Source organism: Shewanella sp. 5S214 (genome assembly GCF_041439795.1).
Classification (GTDB): domain Bacteria; phylum Pseudomonadota; class Gammaproteobacteria; order Enterobacterales; family Shewanellaceae; genus Shewanella; species Shewanella vesiculosa.
Map to the genome: position 1 here is coordinate 148,883 of NZ_JBGOOV010000003.1, position 16,677 is coordinate 165,559.

15 protein-coding genes are annotated in these 16,677 nt (G+C 41.8%); 10 read left to right on the top strand and 5 right to left on the bottom strand.

What is annotated here, in order from left to right:
• Window positions 1-3: 3 nt before the first annotated feature.
• The 3 genes from ACED29_RS02965 to serA form a co-directional block, all read right to left on the bottom strand.
• On the bottom strand, window positions 4-708 hold the full coding sequence (locus tag ACED29_RS02965) for an ABC transporter ATP-binding protein (RefSeq protein ID WP_273058336.1): 705 nt from the start codon (window positions 706-708) through the stop codon (window positions 4-6).
• Between the two features lie 147 nt (window positions 709-855).
• On the bottom strand, window positions 856-1,818 hold the full coding sequence (gene ygfZ / locus ACED29_RS02970; RefSeq protein ID WP_371696998.1) for a tRNA-modifying protein YgfZ: 963 nt from the start codon (window positions 1,816-1,818) through the stop codon (window positions 856-858).
• A 163-nt stretch (window positions 1,819-1,981) separates the two neighbouring features.
• The gene (serA, locus tag ACED29_RS02975; protein WP_124017328.1) at window positions 1,982-3,211 is read right to left on the bottom strand and encodes a phosphoglycerate dehydrogenase; all 1,230 of its coding nucleotides are present in this window, start codon (window positions 3,209-3,211) and stop codon (window positions 1,982-1,984) included.
• A 180-nt stretch (window positions 3,212-3,391) separates the two neighbouring features.
• Here serA and ACED29_RS02980 point away from each other — a divergent pair, with 180 nt between their 5' ends.
• The 5 genes from ACED29_RS02980 to ACED29_RS03000 all read left to right on the top strand — a co-directional run bounded on the left by ACED29_RS02980 (window position 3,392) and on the right by ACED29_RS03000 (window position 6,172).
• Complete coding sequence (locus ACED29_RS02980) at window positions 3,392-4,012, top strand: DUF2238 domain-containing protein (protein ID WP_371697037.1); 621 nt, start codon at window positions 3,392-3,394, stop codon at window positions 4,010-4,012.
• A 79-nt stretch (window positions 4,013-4,091) separates the two neighbouring features.
• Complete coding sequence (locus ACED29_RS02985) at window positions 4,092-4,235, top strand: hypothetical protein (RefSeq protein ID WP_165870141.1); 144 nt, start codon at window positions 4,092-4,094, stop codon at window positions 4,233-4,235.
• A 259-nt stretch (window positions 4,236-4,494) separates the two neighbouring features.
• Window positions 4,495-5,163 (top strand): response regulator transcription factor, encoded by a 669-nt coding sequence (locus tag ACED29_RS02990; protein ID WP_124017329.1) that lies wholly within the window; start codon window positions 4,495-4,497, stop codon window positions 5,161-5,163.
• Between the two features lie 144 nt (window positions 5,164-5,307).
• A complete protein-coding gene (locus ACED29_RS02995) occupies window positions 5,308-5,760 on the top strand; it encodes a PaaI family thioesterase (RefSeq protein ID WP_371696999.1) in 453 nt (150 codons plus the stop codon).
• 169 nt (window positions 5,761-5,929) lie between these two features.
• The gene (locus ACED29_RS03000; protein ID WP_124017331.1) at window positions 5,930-6,172 is read left to right on the top strand and encodes a YgjV family protein; all 243 of its coding nucleotides are present in this window, start codon (window positions 5,930-5,932) and stop codon (window positions 6,170-6,172) included.
• Between the two features lie 195 nt (window positions 6,173-6,367).
• Here the strand turns inward: ACED29_RS03000 and ACED29_RS03005 are convergent, their stop codons facing one another.
• Entirely contained in the window at window positions 6,368-7,852 is a 1,485-nt protein-coding gene (locus tag ACED29_RS03005) for an inorganic triphosphatase (RefSeq protein ID WP_371697000.1), read from the bottom strand.
• A 236-nt stretch (window positions 7,853-8,088) separates the two neighbouring features.
• Here ACED29_RS03005 and ACED29_RS03010 point away from each other — a divergent pair, with 236 nt between their 5' ends.
• The 4 genes from ACED29_RS03010 (at window position 8,089) to putA (ending at window position 14,372) form a co-directional block, all read left to right on the top strand.
• The gene (locus ACED29_RS03010) at window positions 8,089-8,769 is read left to right on the top strand and encodes a TIGR00153 family protein (protein WP_124017333.1); all 681 of its coding nucleotides are present in this window, start codon (window positions 8,089-8,091) and stop codon (window positions 8,767-8,769) included.
• A gap of 25 nt (window positions 8,770-8,794) precedes the next feature.
• Window positions 8,795-10,063: an inorganic phosphate transporter gene (locus ACED29_RS03015; RefSeq protein WP_124017334.1), complete on the top strand. Its 1,269-nt coding sequence runs from the start codon at window positions 8,795-8,797 to the stop codon at window positions 10,061-10,063.
• 140 nt (window positions 10,064-10,203) lie between these two features.
• Complete coding sequence (locus ACED29_RS03020) at window positions 10,204-10,785, top strand: TIGR04211 family SH3 domain-containing protein (RefSeq protein ID WP_124017335.1); 582 nt, start codon at window positions 10,204-10,206, stop codon at window positions 10,783-10,785.
• A gap of 392 nt (window positions 10,786-11,177) precedes the next feature.
• Window positions 11,178-14,372: a bifunctional proline dehydrogenase/L-glutamate gamma-semialdehyde dehydrogenase PutA gene (gene putA / locus ACED29_RS03025; protein ID WP_182698598.1), complete on the top strand. Its 3,195-nt coding sequence runs from the start codon at window positions 11,178-11,180 to the stop codon at window positions 14,370-14,372.
• Between the two features lie 91 nt (window positions 14,373-14,463).
• Here the strand turns inward: putA and ACED29_RS03030 are convergent, their stop codons facing one another.
• On the bottom strand, window positions 14,464-14,748 hold the full coding sequence (locus tag ACED29_RS03030; protein ID WP_182723404.1) for a hypothetical protein: 285 nt from the start codon (window positions 14,746-14,748) through the stop codon (window positions 14,464-14,466).
• A gap of 433 nt (window positions 14,749-15,181) precedes the next feature.
• Here ACED29_RS03030 and ACED29_RS03035 point away from each other — a divergent pair, with 433 nt between their 5' ends.
• Window positions 15,182-16,525 carry a Na+/H+ antiporter NhaC family protein gene (locus ACED29_RS03035; RefSeq protein WP_182723405.1) on the top strand — a complete coding sequence of 448 codons (1,344 nt, stop codon included), beginning with the start codon at window positions 15,182-15,184 and terminating at the stop codon, window positions 16,523-16,525.
• The last annotated feature ends 152 nt before the right edge of the window (window positions 16,526-16,677 follow it).

A 16,677-nucleotide genomic window follows, 5' to 3' on the forward strand; every position in this document is an offset into this window, starting at 1 on the left:
TGTCTATCCCTGCAGCTTTTTATTTGTAGGGTTAACTACTATTTGCTGATTTTCAACGTGCCAACGGTGTTGCATAAACGCTGCACACTCCTCGCTGTGGGTAACCATCAAAATGCAGCAGTTTGCTTGTTGAGCTAATTCAGTGAGTAGTTGCATTACCTGCATTCCAGCGTGTTGATCGAGGTTACCTGTCGGCTCATCAGCTAAAATCAATTGTGGTTTGTGAGCTAATGCTCTCGCAATGGCGACCCGTTGTTGTTGCCCACCAGAGAGATTTTCAATATTACGCTCCAGTAATGGGGTTAAGCCGAGTTGATGGCATAACTCATCACACCAAGGGCTCCAAGTTAATTGGTTGAGCGCCAGTGAGAATTGAATATTGTCACGGACATTTAATGGTGTCAGTAAGTTAAAATGCTGAAATATCACTCCAAGCGATCGACGTCGATACTGGCTCCATTGCTTATCTTGCCATTGTGTTACTGAGTGCATGTTATCGCCTTGACGAATTAACATGTCGCCATTGTCGATAGTTTCAAAGCCACCAATGATATTCAGTAAAGTGCTTTTGCCGCTACCACTAGGGCCTGTTAGTGCAATTGTTTGACCTTGTTGCAGTGTCAGGCTCACTTGCTGCAATACGGGATGAAATGACTCGCCATCGCGAAACCCTTTACTAATATTTTCTAAGGTAACGATGCTTGTCATAATTGCTCCATAACGAATTAGCTTTGATAAACGTAATGCATTGACTGTGTCATATGATGACCAATATACGCGATAAAATCTGTTTATGTCTAAACATAAAAAAAGCGAGCCAATGGCTCGCTTAGTGACAATAAAACATTGAATTAGTTAAGCATCGACTAATGAATATGGTAATTCAATAATGGATAACTGTGAGCTTTCATCGTTAGCAATACGCAGTTGAGCATTGTTTTCAGTATCATTGGGCAGTACAGCCGTCAGAAGTACTTTGTCGCCATATTGGACACATTCAATGATATTGCCTCCCCGGCGAAAACCGTCTTCAAGGGCGATTTCTAATTGGGTGTCAGTAGTGATGTTTAGGCTACTGGTGCCAGATAGAATATACAACGCACGCTTATTACCACCACGGTATTTCATTCTGGCAATGGTTTCTTGGCCCATGTAACAGCCTTTGGTAAAGCTGATGCCATTGATGGCTTGTAGATTACACATTTGCGCTACGTACTGGCCTGAGTGGGCGGCATCTATGTTGGGGTAACCAGCTTTTATCTCTAACGCTTGCCATGCAGTGGCATCAAATAATGTTTGGCCTGATTGGCTAATGATAGCCTCTGCGGTAGCGCGTTTTACAATGGCAATAAAACGTTCGCCATCACGAATGATCGCCCCTTGGTCGACGAGATTAAGCGCTTGCGACGCCTCACCAAAATATTGCGTAACAAAGGCTTGTGCTTCTGCGCCAGCAATACCGATTATGTGGTAATCATCGCTCACATTAGCCAACTCAGCTTTACTGAATACCGCGTATTTTTGTAAGTGGGGTAAATCTAACAATAGTGCGCTTTTTGGCAGCAACATAAACAAGCTGTCGGCTATTGCAAACGTACGAAAGCTAGCAAGCATTTTGCCTTTAGGGTCACAATGTGCGCCCCATTTCCATTCATTTTCACCTAGTGAAGTGATGTCAGTGGTGACTTGGCCGTGAATGAAGCTGCGCCCTTGCTCGCCGGTGATTTCGATTAATCCCATATGAGTCAAACTTGATAGCATTAATGCAGGAGAAGTGGCGATGAAATCCCAATCGGGTTGATTTACTGAAATGGTCATAACTATCCCTAAGCTGAGAATAAGACGGTATGGTTGGAGTGTAACGGAATAATACAATGCTCAACAGGGGGCAAGGTTTTAAAAACCAATAAAAAAGCTACCTTGTTACCAAGATAGCTTTCTAGAAGCTCATTAATCTAAGCTAATCGCTTTCTAAGTAAGCTTAAAACAATACTCGAGCACGAATAGTGCCTTCAATTGATTTTAGTTCTACTAATGCTTCTTCAGCTTGATCTGAATCGACTTCCATTACCACATAGCCGATTTCAGCAGTGGTTTGTAAGTACTGTGCGGCAATGTTAATGCCTTTTTCAGAAAAGGCTTGGTTGATTTTGATCAACACGCCAGGACGATTTTGGTGAATGTGCAATAAGCGTGAAGTACCGCTATGCTGTGCCAAAGATACTTCAGGGAAATTAACTGCAGATAACGTCGAACCGTTATCTGAGTATTTCACTAACTTACCAGCCACTTCAATACCAATATTCTCTTGTGCTTCAGCGGTACTGCCGCCAATGTGTGGTGTCAGTAATACATTGTCTAAACCACGTAACGGTGACACAAACTCATCATCATTTGATTTTGGCTCTACCGGGAACACGTCAATTGCTGCACCTGCAATCTGCTCCGATTTTAGCGCTTGGGCTAAATCGTCAATATCAACCACGGTACCGCGTGAGGCGTTAATAAAGAAACTGCCTTGACGCATTTGGGCAAATTCAGCCTTAGCGAACATGTCTTTGGTTTGCGGCGTTTCAGGTACATGCAGGCTGACAACATCAGCTTGGGCCAATAACTGTTCCATAGAGTGAACTTGTGAGGCATTACCCAGTGGTAATTTGTCTTCAATATCAAAGAAAATTACTCTCATGCCAAGGGTTTCAGCCAAAATACCTAGCTGAGTACCAATATGACCGTAACCAATCACACCTAAGGTTTTGCCACGGACTTCAACACTACCATTAGCACTCTTTAACCAACCGCCACGATGCGACATAGCATTGCGCTGTGGAATGCCGCGCATGAGCATGATGATTTCGCCAATGACCAGTTCTGCAACACTACGAGTGTTAGAGAATGGGGCGTTGAATACCGGGATACCCAATTTTTCGGCGGCGGCTAAATCGACTTGATTGGTGCCAATACAAAAACAGCCAATCGCAACCAGCTTTTCTGCATGGTGCAATACTTCAGCGGTAAGCTGAGTGCGGGAACGTAATCCAACAAAGTGAGCATCTTTGATCGATTCAAGTAAAGCCTCTTCGCCGAGCGACGCTTTATGGTATTCAATGTTGGAATAACCTGCTCGTTCTAGAACATCAACCGCAGTTTGGTGGACGCCTTCCAACAGCAGGATTTTGATCTTATCCTTGTCAAGCGAGTGTTTCGCCATGATATGGGTACCCTCTTATCATTAAATGATGCTTATGCTAATGAATTAGCCAATAGTTATGCTATAAATGCGGACTTCCGACGCAATGCCAAAGTAGCACTTTTTTTAAGGCTTGTGGAGGGCTAGATGGCTGAAGTAATATCTTTAATTGAGAACAATATCGCAGATGAGGAATTGAGGATGCAAAAACGCGTGATTTGGATGGCAATCTACCTATTGGTATTGTTTTGGTCTGTCAGTAATCCCAAGGATATGTTCACTTGGTGGCTAGAGGCTATCCCCGCATTAATTGCCTTACCTATTTTATTTTTTAGTCGTAAGAGCTTTCCGCTGACCACGTTAGCTTATGCCCTTATTTTAGTGCATTGCTGTGTATTATTTGTGGGTGCGCGTTATACCTATGCCGAAGTGCCATTATTTGACTGGTTAGCCCAAGTTATGGGTAGCGAACGCAATAACTACGATAAAGTTGGCCATTTTGCCCAAGGTTTTATCCCTGTGATATTGGCGCGAGAAATATTTATCCGCAAGCAGGTCATGCAAATAGGCGCATGGTGCCAGTTTTTGGCCGTTTGTTTTGTATTGGCTTTTTCGGCATTTTACGAGCTAATCGAGTGGTGGGTCGCCGCAGCTTCAGGTGAAAATGCTGAAGCCTTTTTAGGTACTCAAGGGTATGTCTGGGATACCCAATCAGATATGTTCTTAGCCTTAATTGGTGGTATTTGTGGTGTCTTACTGCTTTCACCGCTTCATAATAAACAAATAGCCGTCAAAATGGCCCTTAATAATAAGTCGATATAAGTGAGTTAGCTGATTTAGGTACCTAAGTGCAGTGATTGCAATAAGTCGATTAGTTCGCTGTGCTTAGGGGTAATTCCAGATGTTAAGCCAATATAACGTATCTGCTTATCCGGGTTACATCAGTGTTCAAAGCGATACAACATCAGGCAAATTAATTATTCATACCTTAGACTTACGCCATGGCCATAAATACGAGAAAATACTGACAATCCTTGCCATATAACAGGTCTTTGATGAGAGTAATCTTTGATTAACAATAAGCGGTTAACCGTGATTGGTGCAGTGTTAAGTGAGCAGCTTTGCACATTAAATTCAATAAATAGTCACTTATAACAATGCGCTAATAGAGTGAAATAAAAGTAAACAATAGGCTTTGCCTAGTACTTAAGGCTAGTAAACCAGCTTCATTTACGTATAGTATATAATCTCAGGATGTGCTCAAGGTATGTTGAGCAATAACATACTTTTCAGGGAGAAGAGTGATGAGTTCAAATATCGATGAATTGGTGTTTTTACACCAAATCGCAGCACCTTGCCATTTAGCTATTTTGGCTGAGTCTATCGGGTTGAAAACTCGAATAGTCAAACATGCCGCTGAGCTTGAGTTAGAAAAAAAATCCAATAAATTTTATCTTGTTTCACAAAAAGGTGCCGCATTAGACAGCAAAGGTATTCCTTTGTTGGTGTCGCGTTTAGTGGAGCATGTCCCTGTTGCATTATATCAAGTTGAACGTGGCTCGCTCGATCAAGAAGCGGCATTACTCCTCGGCGTTCGTGGTTTATTGTACAGTGACCAGCGCATGGATTTAATGCTGACGGGGTTACGTAAAATGGTGGCAGATGAATTATGGTATGACCGGCCATTGATCAGTAAAATCTTTAGACGTTTAGTTCAGAAACTTGATACCAGTGCTGAAATCCCTTCCGATACCGTTGCCATTCTACAAAGATTAACCAATCGAGAAAGAACCATTATTCAGCTTGTTTCCAGTGGTGCTCGCAATAAAGAAATCGCCCAGCGTTTGTGTATTAGTGAACATACCGTTAAAGCACATATTTCGTCTATTTTCCGTAAAACAGAATCTCGCAACCGAGTTGAATTGTTACGTTGGGCACAGACCTATCAAAGTCATAGTGAATTAGTCAGCTAATATGCTGATGGATTCATAGAGTGATTAAAATAGGAGCTTAGGCTCCTATTTTATCGGTCAGGTTTATCGATAGTGTTATCTTTTAAAAGCTTACGCTAATAAGTACACTGGGTTTTCTGATAACAATAATAATGGATGTTAACAATGAGTATTTGGTTTAAGGCTGTTACTTTAGAAGATTGTGCTCGTTTAGATGCTGGGATGCATGAAAAGGGCACCTTAATGCAAACATTAGGCATTAAAATTACTGAGATTGGCGATGATTACATGGTTGCGACTATGCCCGCTAATCCAGCAGTGCATAATCCATTAGGCATTGTTCATGGTGGCGCGAATGTAGCGTTAGCAGAAACGGTTGCCAGCTATGCAGCTAATTTTGTGGTCGACTTTACCCGTTACTATTGTGTTGGCCAAGAAATTAACGCTAATCATTTAAAAGCATCACGCAATGGTGAGTTAACCGCAACAACAAAACCAATACACATAGGCAAGCGCAGTTCTGTATGGGAAATATTGATCCACAATAGCGCGGGTCAACTGTGCTGTATTTCAAGAATGACAGCTGCTGTGGTCGAGCGACAGGCTATAATAGGTTAAAGATGATTATTTGATTAGCCTTGATGATCCCGAGTTGCGCTGATGAGATATTGAGTTAAATATTAAGCTATCCCGAATAATTCACTGCGCTAAAATCGGACCTATTTTGTTGCTTAAGCGTGTTAGTGGTCATATGAGGATATGCAGAATATTACCATAAGGAAAATCCATGGACAGTATCAATATCTGGGAATGGGTCGGTTACTTAGCCTCGGTTGTTGTGGCGATTTCGCTGATGATGGCCAACATTAAAAAACTTCGCTGGTGGAACTTGATTGGTGCTGGTCTATTTGTGGCTTATGGTTTAGCGATAGACGCAATTCCAGTGGCGTTAGTGAACTTTTTTATTGTACTCATTGATGCATATTATTTGCTTAAGTTATACCGCGAGCCGACACCTCCGGCTGAATAGTTAACCTCATTTAGTTAACCTCATTTAGTTAATTTCATGGGGGTCATTAATCTGTTTACTACTAAAGCCAAAATGAATATTTTGGCTTTTTTGTTGAATGGGTTCTGACTTGAATTTTGGCTTATTTCATTAATCATCAATCATCAATAATGCTTAATCGATGATTGATGTTAGCCGTTGTTATAAGGTTTTAGCTTACCAGTAGATAGGTACTTTTAAGGCGCTTTTACGTGACTGCTCCATTGCAAACAATAAACTGGTTTCTTTATTGTCTAGCCAGGTGTCAATACCAAGTTGATGCAGCTCACTAAGCAGCCTTAATATTTTGTATGCAGACAGAGTACTAATTCCTAATGCTAAGTCTTGCCAAGGCAAGCGAAATGCTTCGCGTTTTTTCGCTGGGTATATTTCGCCATAAGCAAATCCCACTAAGATGCTTTCATCAAGAGCATCTGCCACATCTTGATAGTCTTCGCTACTCATTGCTGATGTTATAGGCATTAATTTGCCAATACGTTTCCATGAGGCTTGCTGCAATTTGTTGGCAAATAGGTCTAATTCTGGCTCTTGACTGAATTGATGTTGACCATTTTCAGTGGTTAATAACAAATCGACTAGCGCTAATTGTAATTGGCCATACTCGGCGTGTTGCCATATCGAGGCTAGCTGGGTTGAAATTGACATTGCGTTAATATGGTTTTCGAGTTGCTGGCAAACAACAGCTTTATTGCTGATATTGGCAAGCATATTGGCATCATCTTGCAGCAATAAACAACAGCTTTGCAATGGACCCACAAATTCTAGCGCACGTTCAAGGTGATCAAATAATGGACTAATGTGCTGATCCAGTAATCCAAATTGATTTAAGGTGAGTCTGAGTAAGCGCACGCAGCGGCGTAATTCCCCCCACAATACTGACTGTCGCTCCACATCATTAGTGACAGTTACTAATATATTTTCAATAAGTTGCCAGCGCTCTAGGGCTGTTTCTAATATAGCGCTTAAGGCTTGGGGGACATTATTGTTTTTTGGCAAACAGACGTGATCAATCGATTCGATTGAGAAAGGTTTTGACTTACCCGCGAGTTGATAGCCACGCTGAGCTTTACTGGCCTTGCCAAGACGAAAGGGAACTGACTTAGCCACTTCACGTGCCAATTGGATTAAGGCTGAAGTATCACCAGCAAGTAATTCGAATTCGAGTTCGCAAATGGGGTCAATTTTATGTTGCGCAATAATCTCACCCACATCTAAAGCAACTTCAATCAAACTGTCATTGAGATAGATATGCCAAGTTTGGCGTTCAAAATTAGTTTCAAAAATGCATTTTAGTGATCTTGATACACTGTCGAGATCATTTCCTACTGGCCATATTTCTGTTGGAAAAAGTGACAGAACCGGCACTTTTTGATTTATGCTGACATTATATTCAGGACGAGAATGGATCCCTCCTACCACTCTGCCTGCTGTTTTTATAGTCTGTTCGAGTTGGTTGTCAAACCCTCTTACTCGTAAGCCCATATCCCAACGACGCAGTTGTAAATCGTCGGTATCAAAATATCCGTTGGTGAGTTTCTTCTGCCCTTGTGGGGTTGAATTTGGATATTCATTCAATATTTTTTTCAAAAAATCATGGTGTTGTGATTGAATGAATAGTTTTAACTCTATTTCTGCGTCCATTGACTTTATATTTGCCTTGTCATTAAATATTCACTAATGCGTCATGTTATCTTCATAATGTCACATTGCTGTAATAAAAATCTCTTAGGATAGCGTTGCTCGCATCATATATACTAAGCAACGATAACAGAGAAACTGTTGTACGAAATTAAAAAACACAGTTTCATTATGTGGACGCTTGGGTTAACATGCGCCCGCTTTTTCCAAACTGGAATTTATTAAATAGGTAAACGGCAATGCCAGTAAACTCTATTTTAGGTGTGTTTGCAAAATCACCTCTTAAGCCTTTAGAACAGCATATCGACAAAGTACATGAGTGTGCATCACTTCTTGTTCCTTTCTTTGACGCAACCAACTCAGGTGACTGGGATGAAGCGGTAAAGATACGCAAACAAATTAGTTTGTTGGAAAAAGATGCTGACTCACTTAAACGTGAAATTCGCCTAACACTTCCTGGTGGATTGTTCATGCCTGTTGAGCGTACCGACTTGCTTGAGTTATTAACTCAACAGGACAAAATCGCTAACAAAGCAAAAGATATCTCTGGCCGTATTATCGGTCGTGAATTAGTCCTTCCTCAGCCAATGCAAGCTGCCTTTGGCGCTTATCTAAAGCGTTGTTTAGATGCAGTATCGCTTGCAAAACGTGCTATTAACGAGCTCGATGACTTACTCGAAACCGGTTTCCGTGGTCGTGAAGTTGAGTTAGTTGCCAAAATGATTAATGAATTAGATCTTATCGAAGAAGATTCAGATGATTTACAAATTCAAGTGCGTCGTCAGTTATATGCATTAGAATCTGAATTGAATCCTATCGATGTGATGTTCATGTATAAAATTATCGAATGGGTAGGAGGTTTAGCAGATATTGCTGAGCGTGTCGGTTCCCGCCTAGAGCTAATGCTAGCTCGTAACTAATCACAAAGGTTATCAAGGAAACAACATGGTTGATGTATTAGTCACCAACGGCCCTATGCTCATTATGATAGCGGCGGCATTTGGATTTTTGATGGCATGGGGTATTGGTGCAAACGACGTAGCCAATGCAATGGGAACCTCTGTAGGTTCTAATGCCATTACTATTAAACAAGCGATCATTATTGCAATGATCTTTGAGTTCGCCGGTGCTTTTTTAGCCGGTGGTGAAGTCACGAGTACAATTCGAAAAGGTATTATCGACGCAAGTTATTTTACTGATGTTCCTGAATTATTAGTATACGGCATGATTGCCTCATTACTTGCTGCGGGTATTTGGTTAGTCGTAGCGTCAGCGTTAGGCTGGCCTGTTTCTACAACTCACTCAATTATTGGTGCTATTGTCGGTTTCGCCGCGGTAGGCGTCAGTGCTGATGCTGTTGAATGGGGTAAAGTTGTCGGTATCGTTGGCTCTTGGGTTGTGACTCCGGCCATTTCGGGTTTTATTGCTTTTATTATTTTCCAAAGTGTACAAAAGCTGATTTTTAACACCGATGATCCGTTAGCGAGTGCTAAGCGTTATGTACCTTTCTACATGGCCCTTGCAGGTTTTGTGATGTCACTTGTGACTATCACTAAAGGCTTGTCGCATGTAGGGATAAACTTTTCAACAATTGAAGCGTATGTGCTAGCAACAGCTGTTGCAGCATTAGTGGGTTTTCTAGGTAAAATAGCGATTAGTCGTTTAAAAATGAGCGACAAAGCTGACCTAAAAACCCAGTATGGTAATGTTGAAAAAGTGTTCGCTATTTTAATGGTAGTGACTGCATGTTGTATGGCATTTGCTCATGGTTCTAACGATGTTGCCAATGCGATTGGTCCTTTAGCTGCGGTTGTTTCTGTGGTTGAAAGTGGCGGTGTTATTGGTGCTAAAGCCGTTCTAGCATGGTGGATTTTACCACTGGGTGCTGTTGGTATTGTTATGGGCTTGGCGATTTTTGGTCAACGTGTGATGCAAACCATAGGTAAAAATATTACTCATTTAACTCCAAGTCGTGGTTTTGCTGCTGAATTAGCGGCAGCATCGACGGTTGTGATTGCTTCTGGTACTGGCTTACCTATTTCAACAACGCAAACTTTAGTGGGTGCCGTGTTGGGTGTGGGTATGGCTCGTGGTATCGCAGCAATCAATATTGGTGTGGTGCGTAACATCGTGGTGTCTTGGGTTATTACCCTGCCAGCAGGTGCAGCACTGTCTATTGTGTTCTTCTTTATTATTAAAAATATCTTTAGTTAATATAACGAAGACGCCATGCAGTATTAGCAAAAATGTGAATGCTGAATGTATTTAAGAAGGAAGTCGTATGACTTCCTTCTTGCATTCAGAGCATTTAATAAATAGCATGACGATAAGTTTTCTGAGTTTGGATAAATACCGTGTTAAGAGTACTTTCAATTCTTATATTTTTACTGGCGCCAAATGGCGTATTTGCAGCCCAAGGGCCAACGCGCTTCATTTCTGATGATGTGTTTACCTATATCCACGGTGGACCGGGTACTGAGTTTCGTATTATCGGCAGTGTTGAAGCGGGTCAACCTATTACTTTATTAGGTGATACCCAAGGTGACTTCACTCAAATTATCGACCATAAAGGTCGTGAAGGTTGGGTATTAACCAGTTTAGTAACCGATCAGCCTAGTTTTCGTGAACGTTTTCCAGAGATGGAAGCGCAACTAAAACAAGCTAGTGAGCAATTAAATAATATTACGCAAAATACTGAAAGTACCGAAGAGTATTTAACGCTGGCGAACGCAAAGGTGACTGAGTTAAGTGCTGAGTTAGCCAAAGCGATTGAAGAGCGGGATGTCGCTAAGTCAGAAGTAAAGCAAGTAGCTGATAATCAACGTTACTACATGTGGCAACAAGGTGGATTAATAGCAGGTATCGGGGCTTTAATCGGTATTGTATTGGTATATTTGCCTCGTCCGCAGCGCCGTCAAAAAAGTCGCTGGATGTAATGTCTCCAATAATCATCAGATTGTCATGGATAAGATGACAACACTTGTGTGATAAATTTGATTGCTAAAAAAGGCCAACGATTCAAACGTTGGCCTTTTTTTATGGTGTTTTTTGTCGATAAAATTTATTCATATTTAGTTAGGTTTATTTTTATTTAATGATTGTTTAACAACTGCTTAGTTAGTTTTTGTTGTTTCTATAACACATTTTTTTCATTCATTTCAGTGAACATAATCAAACAATCATTAGCAAGTATTTAACTAGAGTGTCCAAGTTCACATTTTGAATGTATAATCGCCGAAAATTAGATCGTACATTGTATACAAAATAAATAATTCGTGAATACAGTGTCCATTCAATAACGATAATAACCATCCTTAACCTGACCTAGATGGAAGCGAATACTATGTTCAAAGCGAGTGAAGTACTGGGCGGTTGCTATGACAATGCCACTCTTGAGGAACTGTTTACTGCAGTGACCAACAACTATATTGTCGATGAAGAGCAATACCTGTCTGAATTAATTAAGCTTGTGCCTTCGTCTGAACAAGATATTGAACAAGTCACACGCCGTGCCCATGAACTCGTCAGTAAAGTTCGTCAGTTTGAGAAGAAAGGCCTTATGGTTGGTATTGATGCATTTTTGCAGCAATACAGCTTAGAAACGAAAGAAGGCATTATCTTAATGTGCTTGGCAGAAGCCTTGCTGCGTATTCCTGATGCAGAAACTGCTGATGCGCTTATTCAAGACAAGTTATCTGGTGCCAAGTGGGATGAACATCTTAATCGAAGTGATTCGTTATTGGTTAACGCTTCAACATGGGGCTTAATGTTAACCGGTAAACTGGTTAAGTTAGATCGCAATACTGATGGTTCGCCAAGTCACATACTCAAACGTCTCGTTAATCGTGTTGGTGAGCCAATGATCCGTCAAGCTATGCTAGCGGCGATGAAGATCATGGGTAAGCAGTTTGTGTTAGGGCGCGATGTTAAAGAAGCCCTTAAAAACAGCGAAGCTAAACGTAAGTTAGGTTATACCCACAGTTATGACATGCTTGGTGAAGCTGCGTTAACGGCCACTGATGCGCTCAAGTACTTTATGGATTATAGCAACGCTATTGATGATTTAGGTGCACAGCAATATGACGTTGGCAACGCTCCAAGACCGACAATTTCTATTAAATTGTCAGCATTGCATCCCCGTTATGAAGTCGCTAATGAAGACCGCGTATTAACAGAACTATACGACTCGGTAGTTAAATTAATTGTCCAAGCCCGCGCCTTGAATATCGGTATTTCTATTGATGCAGAAGAAGTTGACCGCCTTGAGCTGTCGTTAAAGTTGTTTAAGCAACTTTATCAGTCAGAAGCTGCCAAAGGTTGGGGGTTACTGGGCATTGTGGTTCAAGCGTATTCTAAGCGTTGTTTACCTGTGTTGTGTTGGTTAACACGTCTTGCTAAAGATCAAGGTGATGAAATTCCACTTCGCTTGGTTAAAGGTGCTTACTGGGACAGCGAGCTTAAATGGGCCCAACAAGCTGGCGAAGCGGGTTACCCACTGTACACCCGTAAAGCGGGCACTGATGTGTCTTATTTAGCCTGTGCACGCTATTTATTGTCTGATGCCACTCGCGGTGCTATTTATCCACAATTTGCCACCCATAATGCGCAAACCGTCGCTAGCATTGATGCTATGGCGGGTGATCGCTTATACGAATTTCAACGTTTACACGGTATGGGCCAAGAGCTATACGACACTATGTTAGCTGAAAGCGGTGCTAAGGCTGTGCGTATTTATGCCCCCATTGGCGCTCATAAAGATTTACTGCCGTATTTAGTCCGTCGCTTACTGGAAAATGGTGCCAATACCTCATTTGTGCATAAGCTTGTTGACCCTAATACGCCAATTGAGAGTTTAGTGGTTCATCCACTGGTGACATTATTGGGCTACAAGAGCTTAGCGAATCGTAAAATTGTTCAACCAGCTGATATTTTTGGTGCAGAACGTAAAAACTCTAAAGGATTAAACATGAATATTATTTCTGAGTCAGAGCCATTTTTTGCTGCACTAGATACATTTAGCGATACCCAGTGGACCGCAGGCCCGCTGGTCAATGGCAAAACCTTAACCGGCGAAGTGCAAACTGTGGTCAGCCCATACGACACCTCATTAACGGTAGGTACTGTTGCTTTTGCTGATGCTAATGCCATTGAACAAGCCATTGCGAGTGCAGATGCTGCTTTTGGTGGTTGGGCTCGTACTGCGGTTGAAACGCGTGCCAATGCACTGCAAAAGTTGGCCGATTTACTCGAAGAAAATCGCGAAGAACTGATTGTGTTATGTACTCGTGAAGCGGGTAAGAGTATTCAAGACGGTATTGATGAAGTTCGCGAAGCCGTCGATTTTTGTCGTTACTACGCCGTTCAAGCTAAGAAAATGATGGCCCAGCCAGAATTGCTTCCAGGCCCAACAGGTGAGTTAAACGAACTGTTTTTACAAGGTCGCGGGATTTTTGTGTGTATCAGCCCGTGGAACTTCCCACTCGCTATTTTCTTAGGCCAAGTCTCTGCAGCCCTTGCTGCAGGTAACACAGTTATTGCCAAGCCTGCAGAGCAAACCTGTTTAATCGGTTATCGCGCTGTGCAACTGGCACATCAAGCCGGTATTCCTACCGATGTGTTGCAATTCCTTCCAGGAACTGGCGCTGTGGTTGGTTCTGCAATCACTGCTGATGAACGTATTGGCGGTGTGTGTTTTACCGGTTCCACTGGCACGGCTAAATTGATTAACCGTACCTTGGCTAATCGCGATGGTGCAATTATTCCATTGATCGCTGAAACTGGCGGTCAAAATGCCATGGTAGTTGATTCAACCTCACAACCAGAGCAAGTGGTAAATGATGTTGTATCGTCATCATTTACCAGTGCAGGTCAGCGTTGTTCGGCATTACGAGTATTGTTTTTGCAAGAAGATATTGCCGATCGCGTCATTGAAGTGATGAAAGGTGCGATGGAGCAATTAGTCATTGGCAACCCAAGTTCTGTGAAAACAGACGTAGGCCCAGTGATTGACGCAACTGCCAAAGCTAACTTGGATGCTCATATTGATCATATTAGCCAAGTAGGTAAGTTGATAAATAAACTTGAGTTACCTGCTGGTACTGAAAAGGGCCATTTTGTTGCGCCGACAGCGGTTGAAATCAATTCGATAAAAATGCTTGAAAAAGAGCATTTTGGACCGATTTTGCATGTTATCCGTTATAAAGCGGCTGATTTAGGCAAAGTGATTGATGAAATTAATAGTACCGGATTTGGCTTAACCTTGGGGATCCATAGCCGTAACGAAGGCCATGCGTTAAACCTTGCTGATAAAGTCAATGTGGGTAATGTGTATATTAACCGCAACCAAATTGGCGCCGTTGTTGGTGTGCAGCCATTTGGTGGTCAAGGATTATCGGGTACAGGCCCTAAAGCTGGTGGTCCACATTACTTAACCCGTTTTGTAACTGAAAAAACTCGTACCAATAACATTACCGCAATTGGCGGCAATGCGACGTTATTATCATTAGGTGATACAGACGAATAACGGAGTGAGTTACTCAAGTTGACTAAGCCCACTTCTCGTGGGCTTTTTGTTATTATGCCGCCTCGGGTTTTGTTAACTTGTTTGCGGTTATTTACTCTTGGATTGGAATATTATTGCGTTTTAAACCACGACTGACATTGCTACACAATTTGCCAAAGCGACTGATATCACCAAATGAAGGCGTTATGCCTTGGTTAATCGCTGATTCCCAGTAGGTGAGTTCCGCATCAACAAGCTCCAATAGTTTTTTTGGGCAACCAACGCAGGTATTGGCTGGACCACAGCGAAAGATATCAGCTGAATCTAATGGAAAAGTCTGTTTTACTTGGGCAATGAGTTGCTTCATCGCGCTGATCCTATCGGGTTTGTGCTGCATATTTCACCTATGATGATGAAGTCGCGGCTGTTATCGCTAGCCGGTAACTTGATGATTTACAGTCATGGAATAGGTCAATTAATCGTTCAGTGAGAACTTTCACAATAACAAATCAGCCAAAGGGCAATATTAACGTAAATCAATTTTTTGCTGTAAAAATAGCGATTAATCGATAAATTGATTATGTTTATGTAAAATATTTGTAGCATTTTTTGAGGTTTAGAATAAAAAACGCTCCGGAAGCAAAGAAGTCTAGACGTCTAGATTGACAGTGGTGAAGAGTTCTCTTATTCTTGGCACAACTTGTTATGATGCGACTGCAATATTTAGCAGCATTCACTGTGTTGTTAAATAATCACCGATGACCGAGATTGAGTCGTACTCGCTTTTCTCATCCGACAATCCCAATTCGTTAAGATAAAGAGAGATCACTTTGACTAAAGCTACTTCATCAGCCACCACGGAGCCAAATAGCCCCGCATCGTTTGTGGCATTATTACCATTATTTTTGTTTTTAGGATTATTCATTGGCGCTGGCTTATATTTTCAAAGTCAGGGTATTGATTATGCGTTCTACCAATTACCCAGTGTGATTGCTATTTTACCTGCCATTGTATTGGCAATATTGTTATCAAAACAGCGCATCAATAATGCGATAGAAACCTTTATTGAAGGGATTGGCCACAGCAATATTATTGCTATGTGTTTAATTTATTTATTAGCGGGGGCTTTTGCTGCAGTGGCTAAAGCCACTGGCGGTGTTGATGCTACTGTTGCACTTGGCTTATCGTTTATTCCATCTAATCTATTGCTACCGGGCTTTTTCGTTATTGCCGCTTTTATTGCAACCTCGATGGGCACATCGATGGGCACGATTGCTGCGGTTGCTCCTGTGGCATTAGGCGTGGCTGATCAAGCGCAAATTGATTATGCCTTAATGGCGGGGGCAGTCATGTCGGGCGCATTATTTGGTGACAATTTATCGATTATTTCTGATACCACGATTGCGGCAACGCGTACTCAAGGTTGCGAAATGAAAGACAAGTTCCGTGAGAATTTAGTGTTTTCGATCCCAGCGTCGATCCTCACCTTGATTGCTTTTTCGTTTGTTGGTCAGGGCCAAGCAGATATTGCAGCTCAGGACATCGAAATCTTAAAAGTATTACCGTATTTAACCATTCTGGTGTTGGCTGTGGCCGGGTTAAACGTATTTGTCGTCTTGTCCCTCGGAATAGTATTAGCCGGCGTGACAGGCGTGCTGAGCTCTGATTATAGTGTTATCCAATTTGGTAATGATATTTACACTGGCTTTACTAATATGCAGGAAATTTTTATTCTGTCGATGCTAGTGGGTGGCTTAGCGGCATTAATGCAGCAACAAGGTGGATTAATCTTTGTCAGTAACCAAATTGAAGCCTTAATCCGTCGTTTTTCTAAAGCTAATGGTGAAGCATCAAGCCGAGCGGCAGAGCTAGGAATGGCCGCTATTGTTGCCGCGACGAACACTTGCGTGGCTAACAATACCGTGTCGATTGTGGTAACGGGTGATATTGCTAAAGAGCTTGCTGAAAAACATGGCGTTTCGCCAAAACGCGCGGCGAGTATTTTAGATATTTTTGCTTGTATCATTCAGGGATTAATCCCCCATGGTGCCCAAGCATTATTAATTGCCTCGGTGTTTACCATTAGTCCATTAGTGGCAGTATCTAATGCTTGGTACTGTATGATTTTGGCCGTTATTGCTGTGATTATCGTGATTTTTCGTAAACGAGTCTAATCGGCTATACGCTCAATAATCCACTGGTTTCATTGGCTCAAGCAAGTAAACGTCAGCTATGGAGTCGACAATGCCCAATCTTAAACGATTGGGCATTGTTTTATGGGGCTATTGATTATCGGCTTTTACTTTTGTACTTTACGCGTTAATAT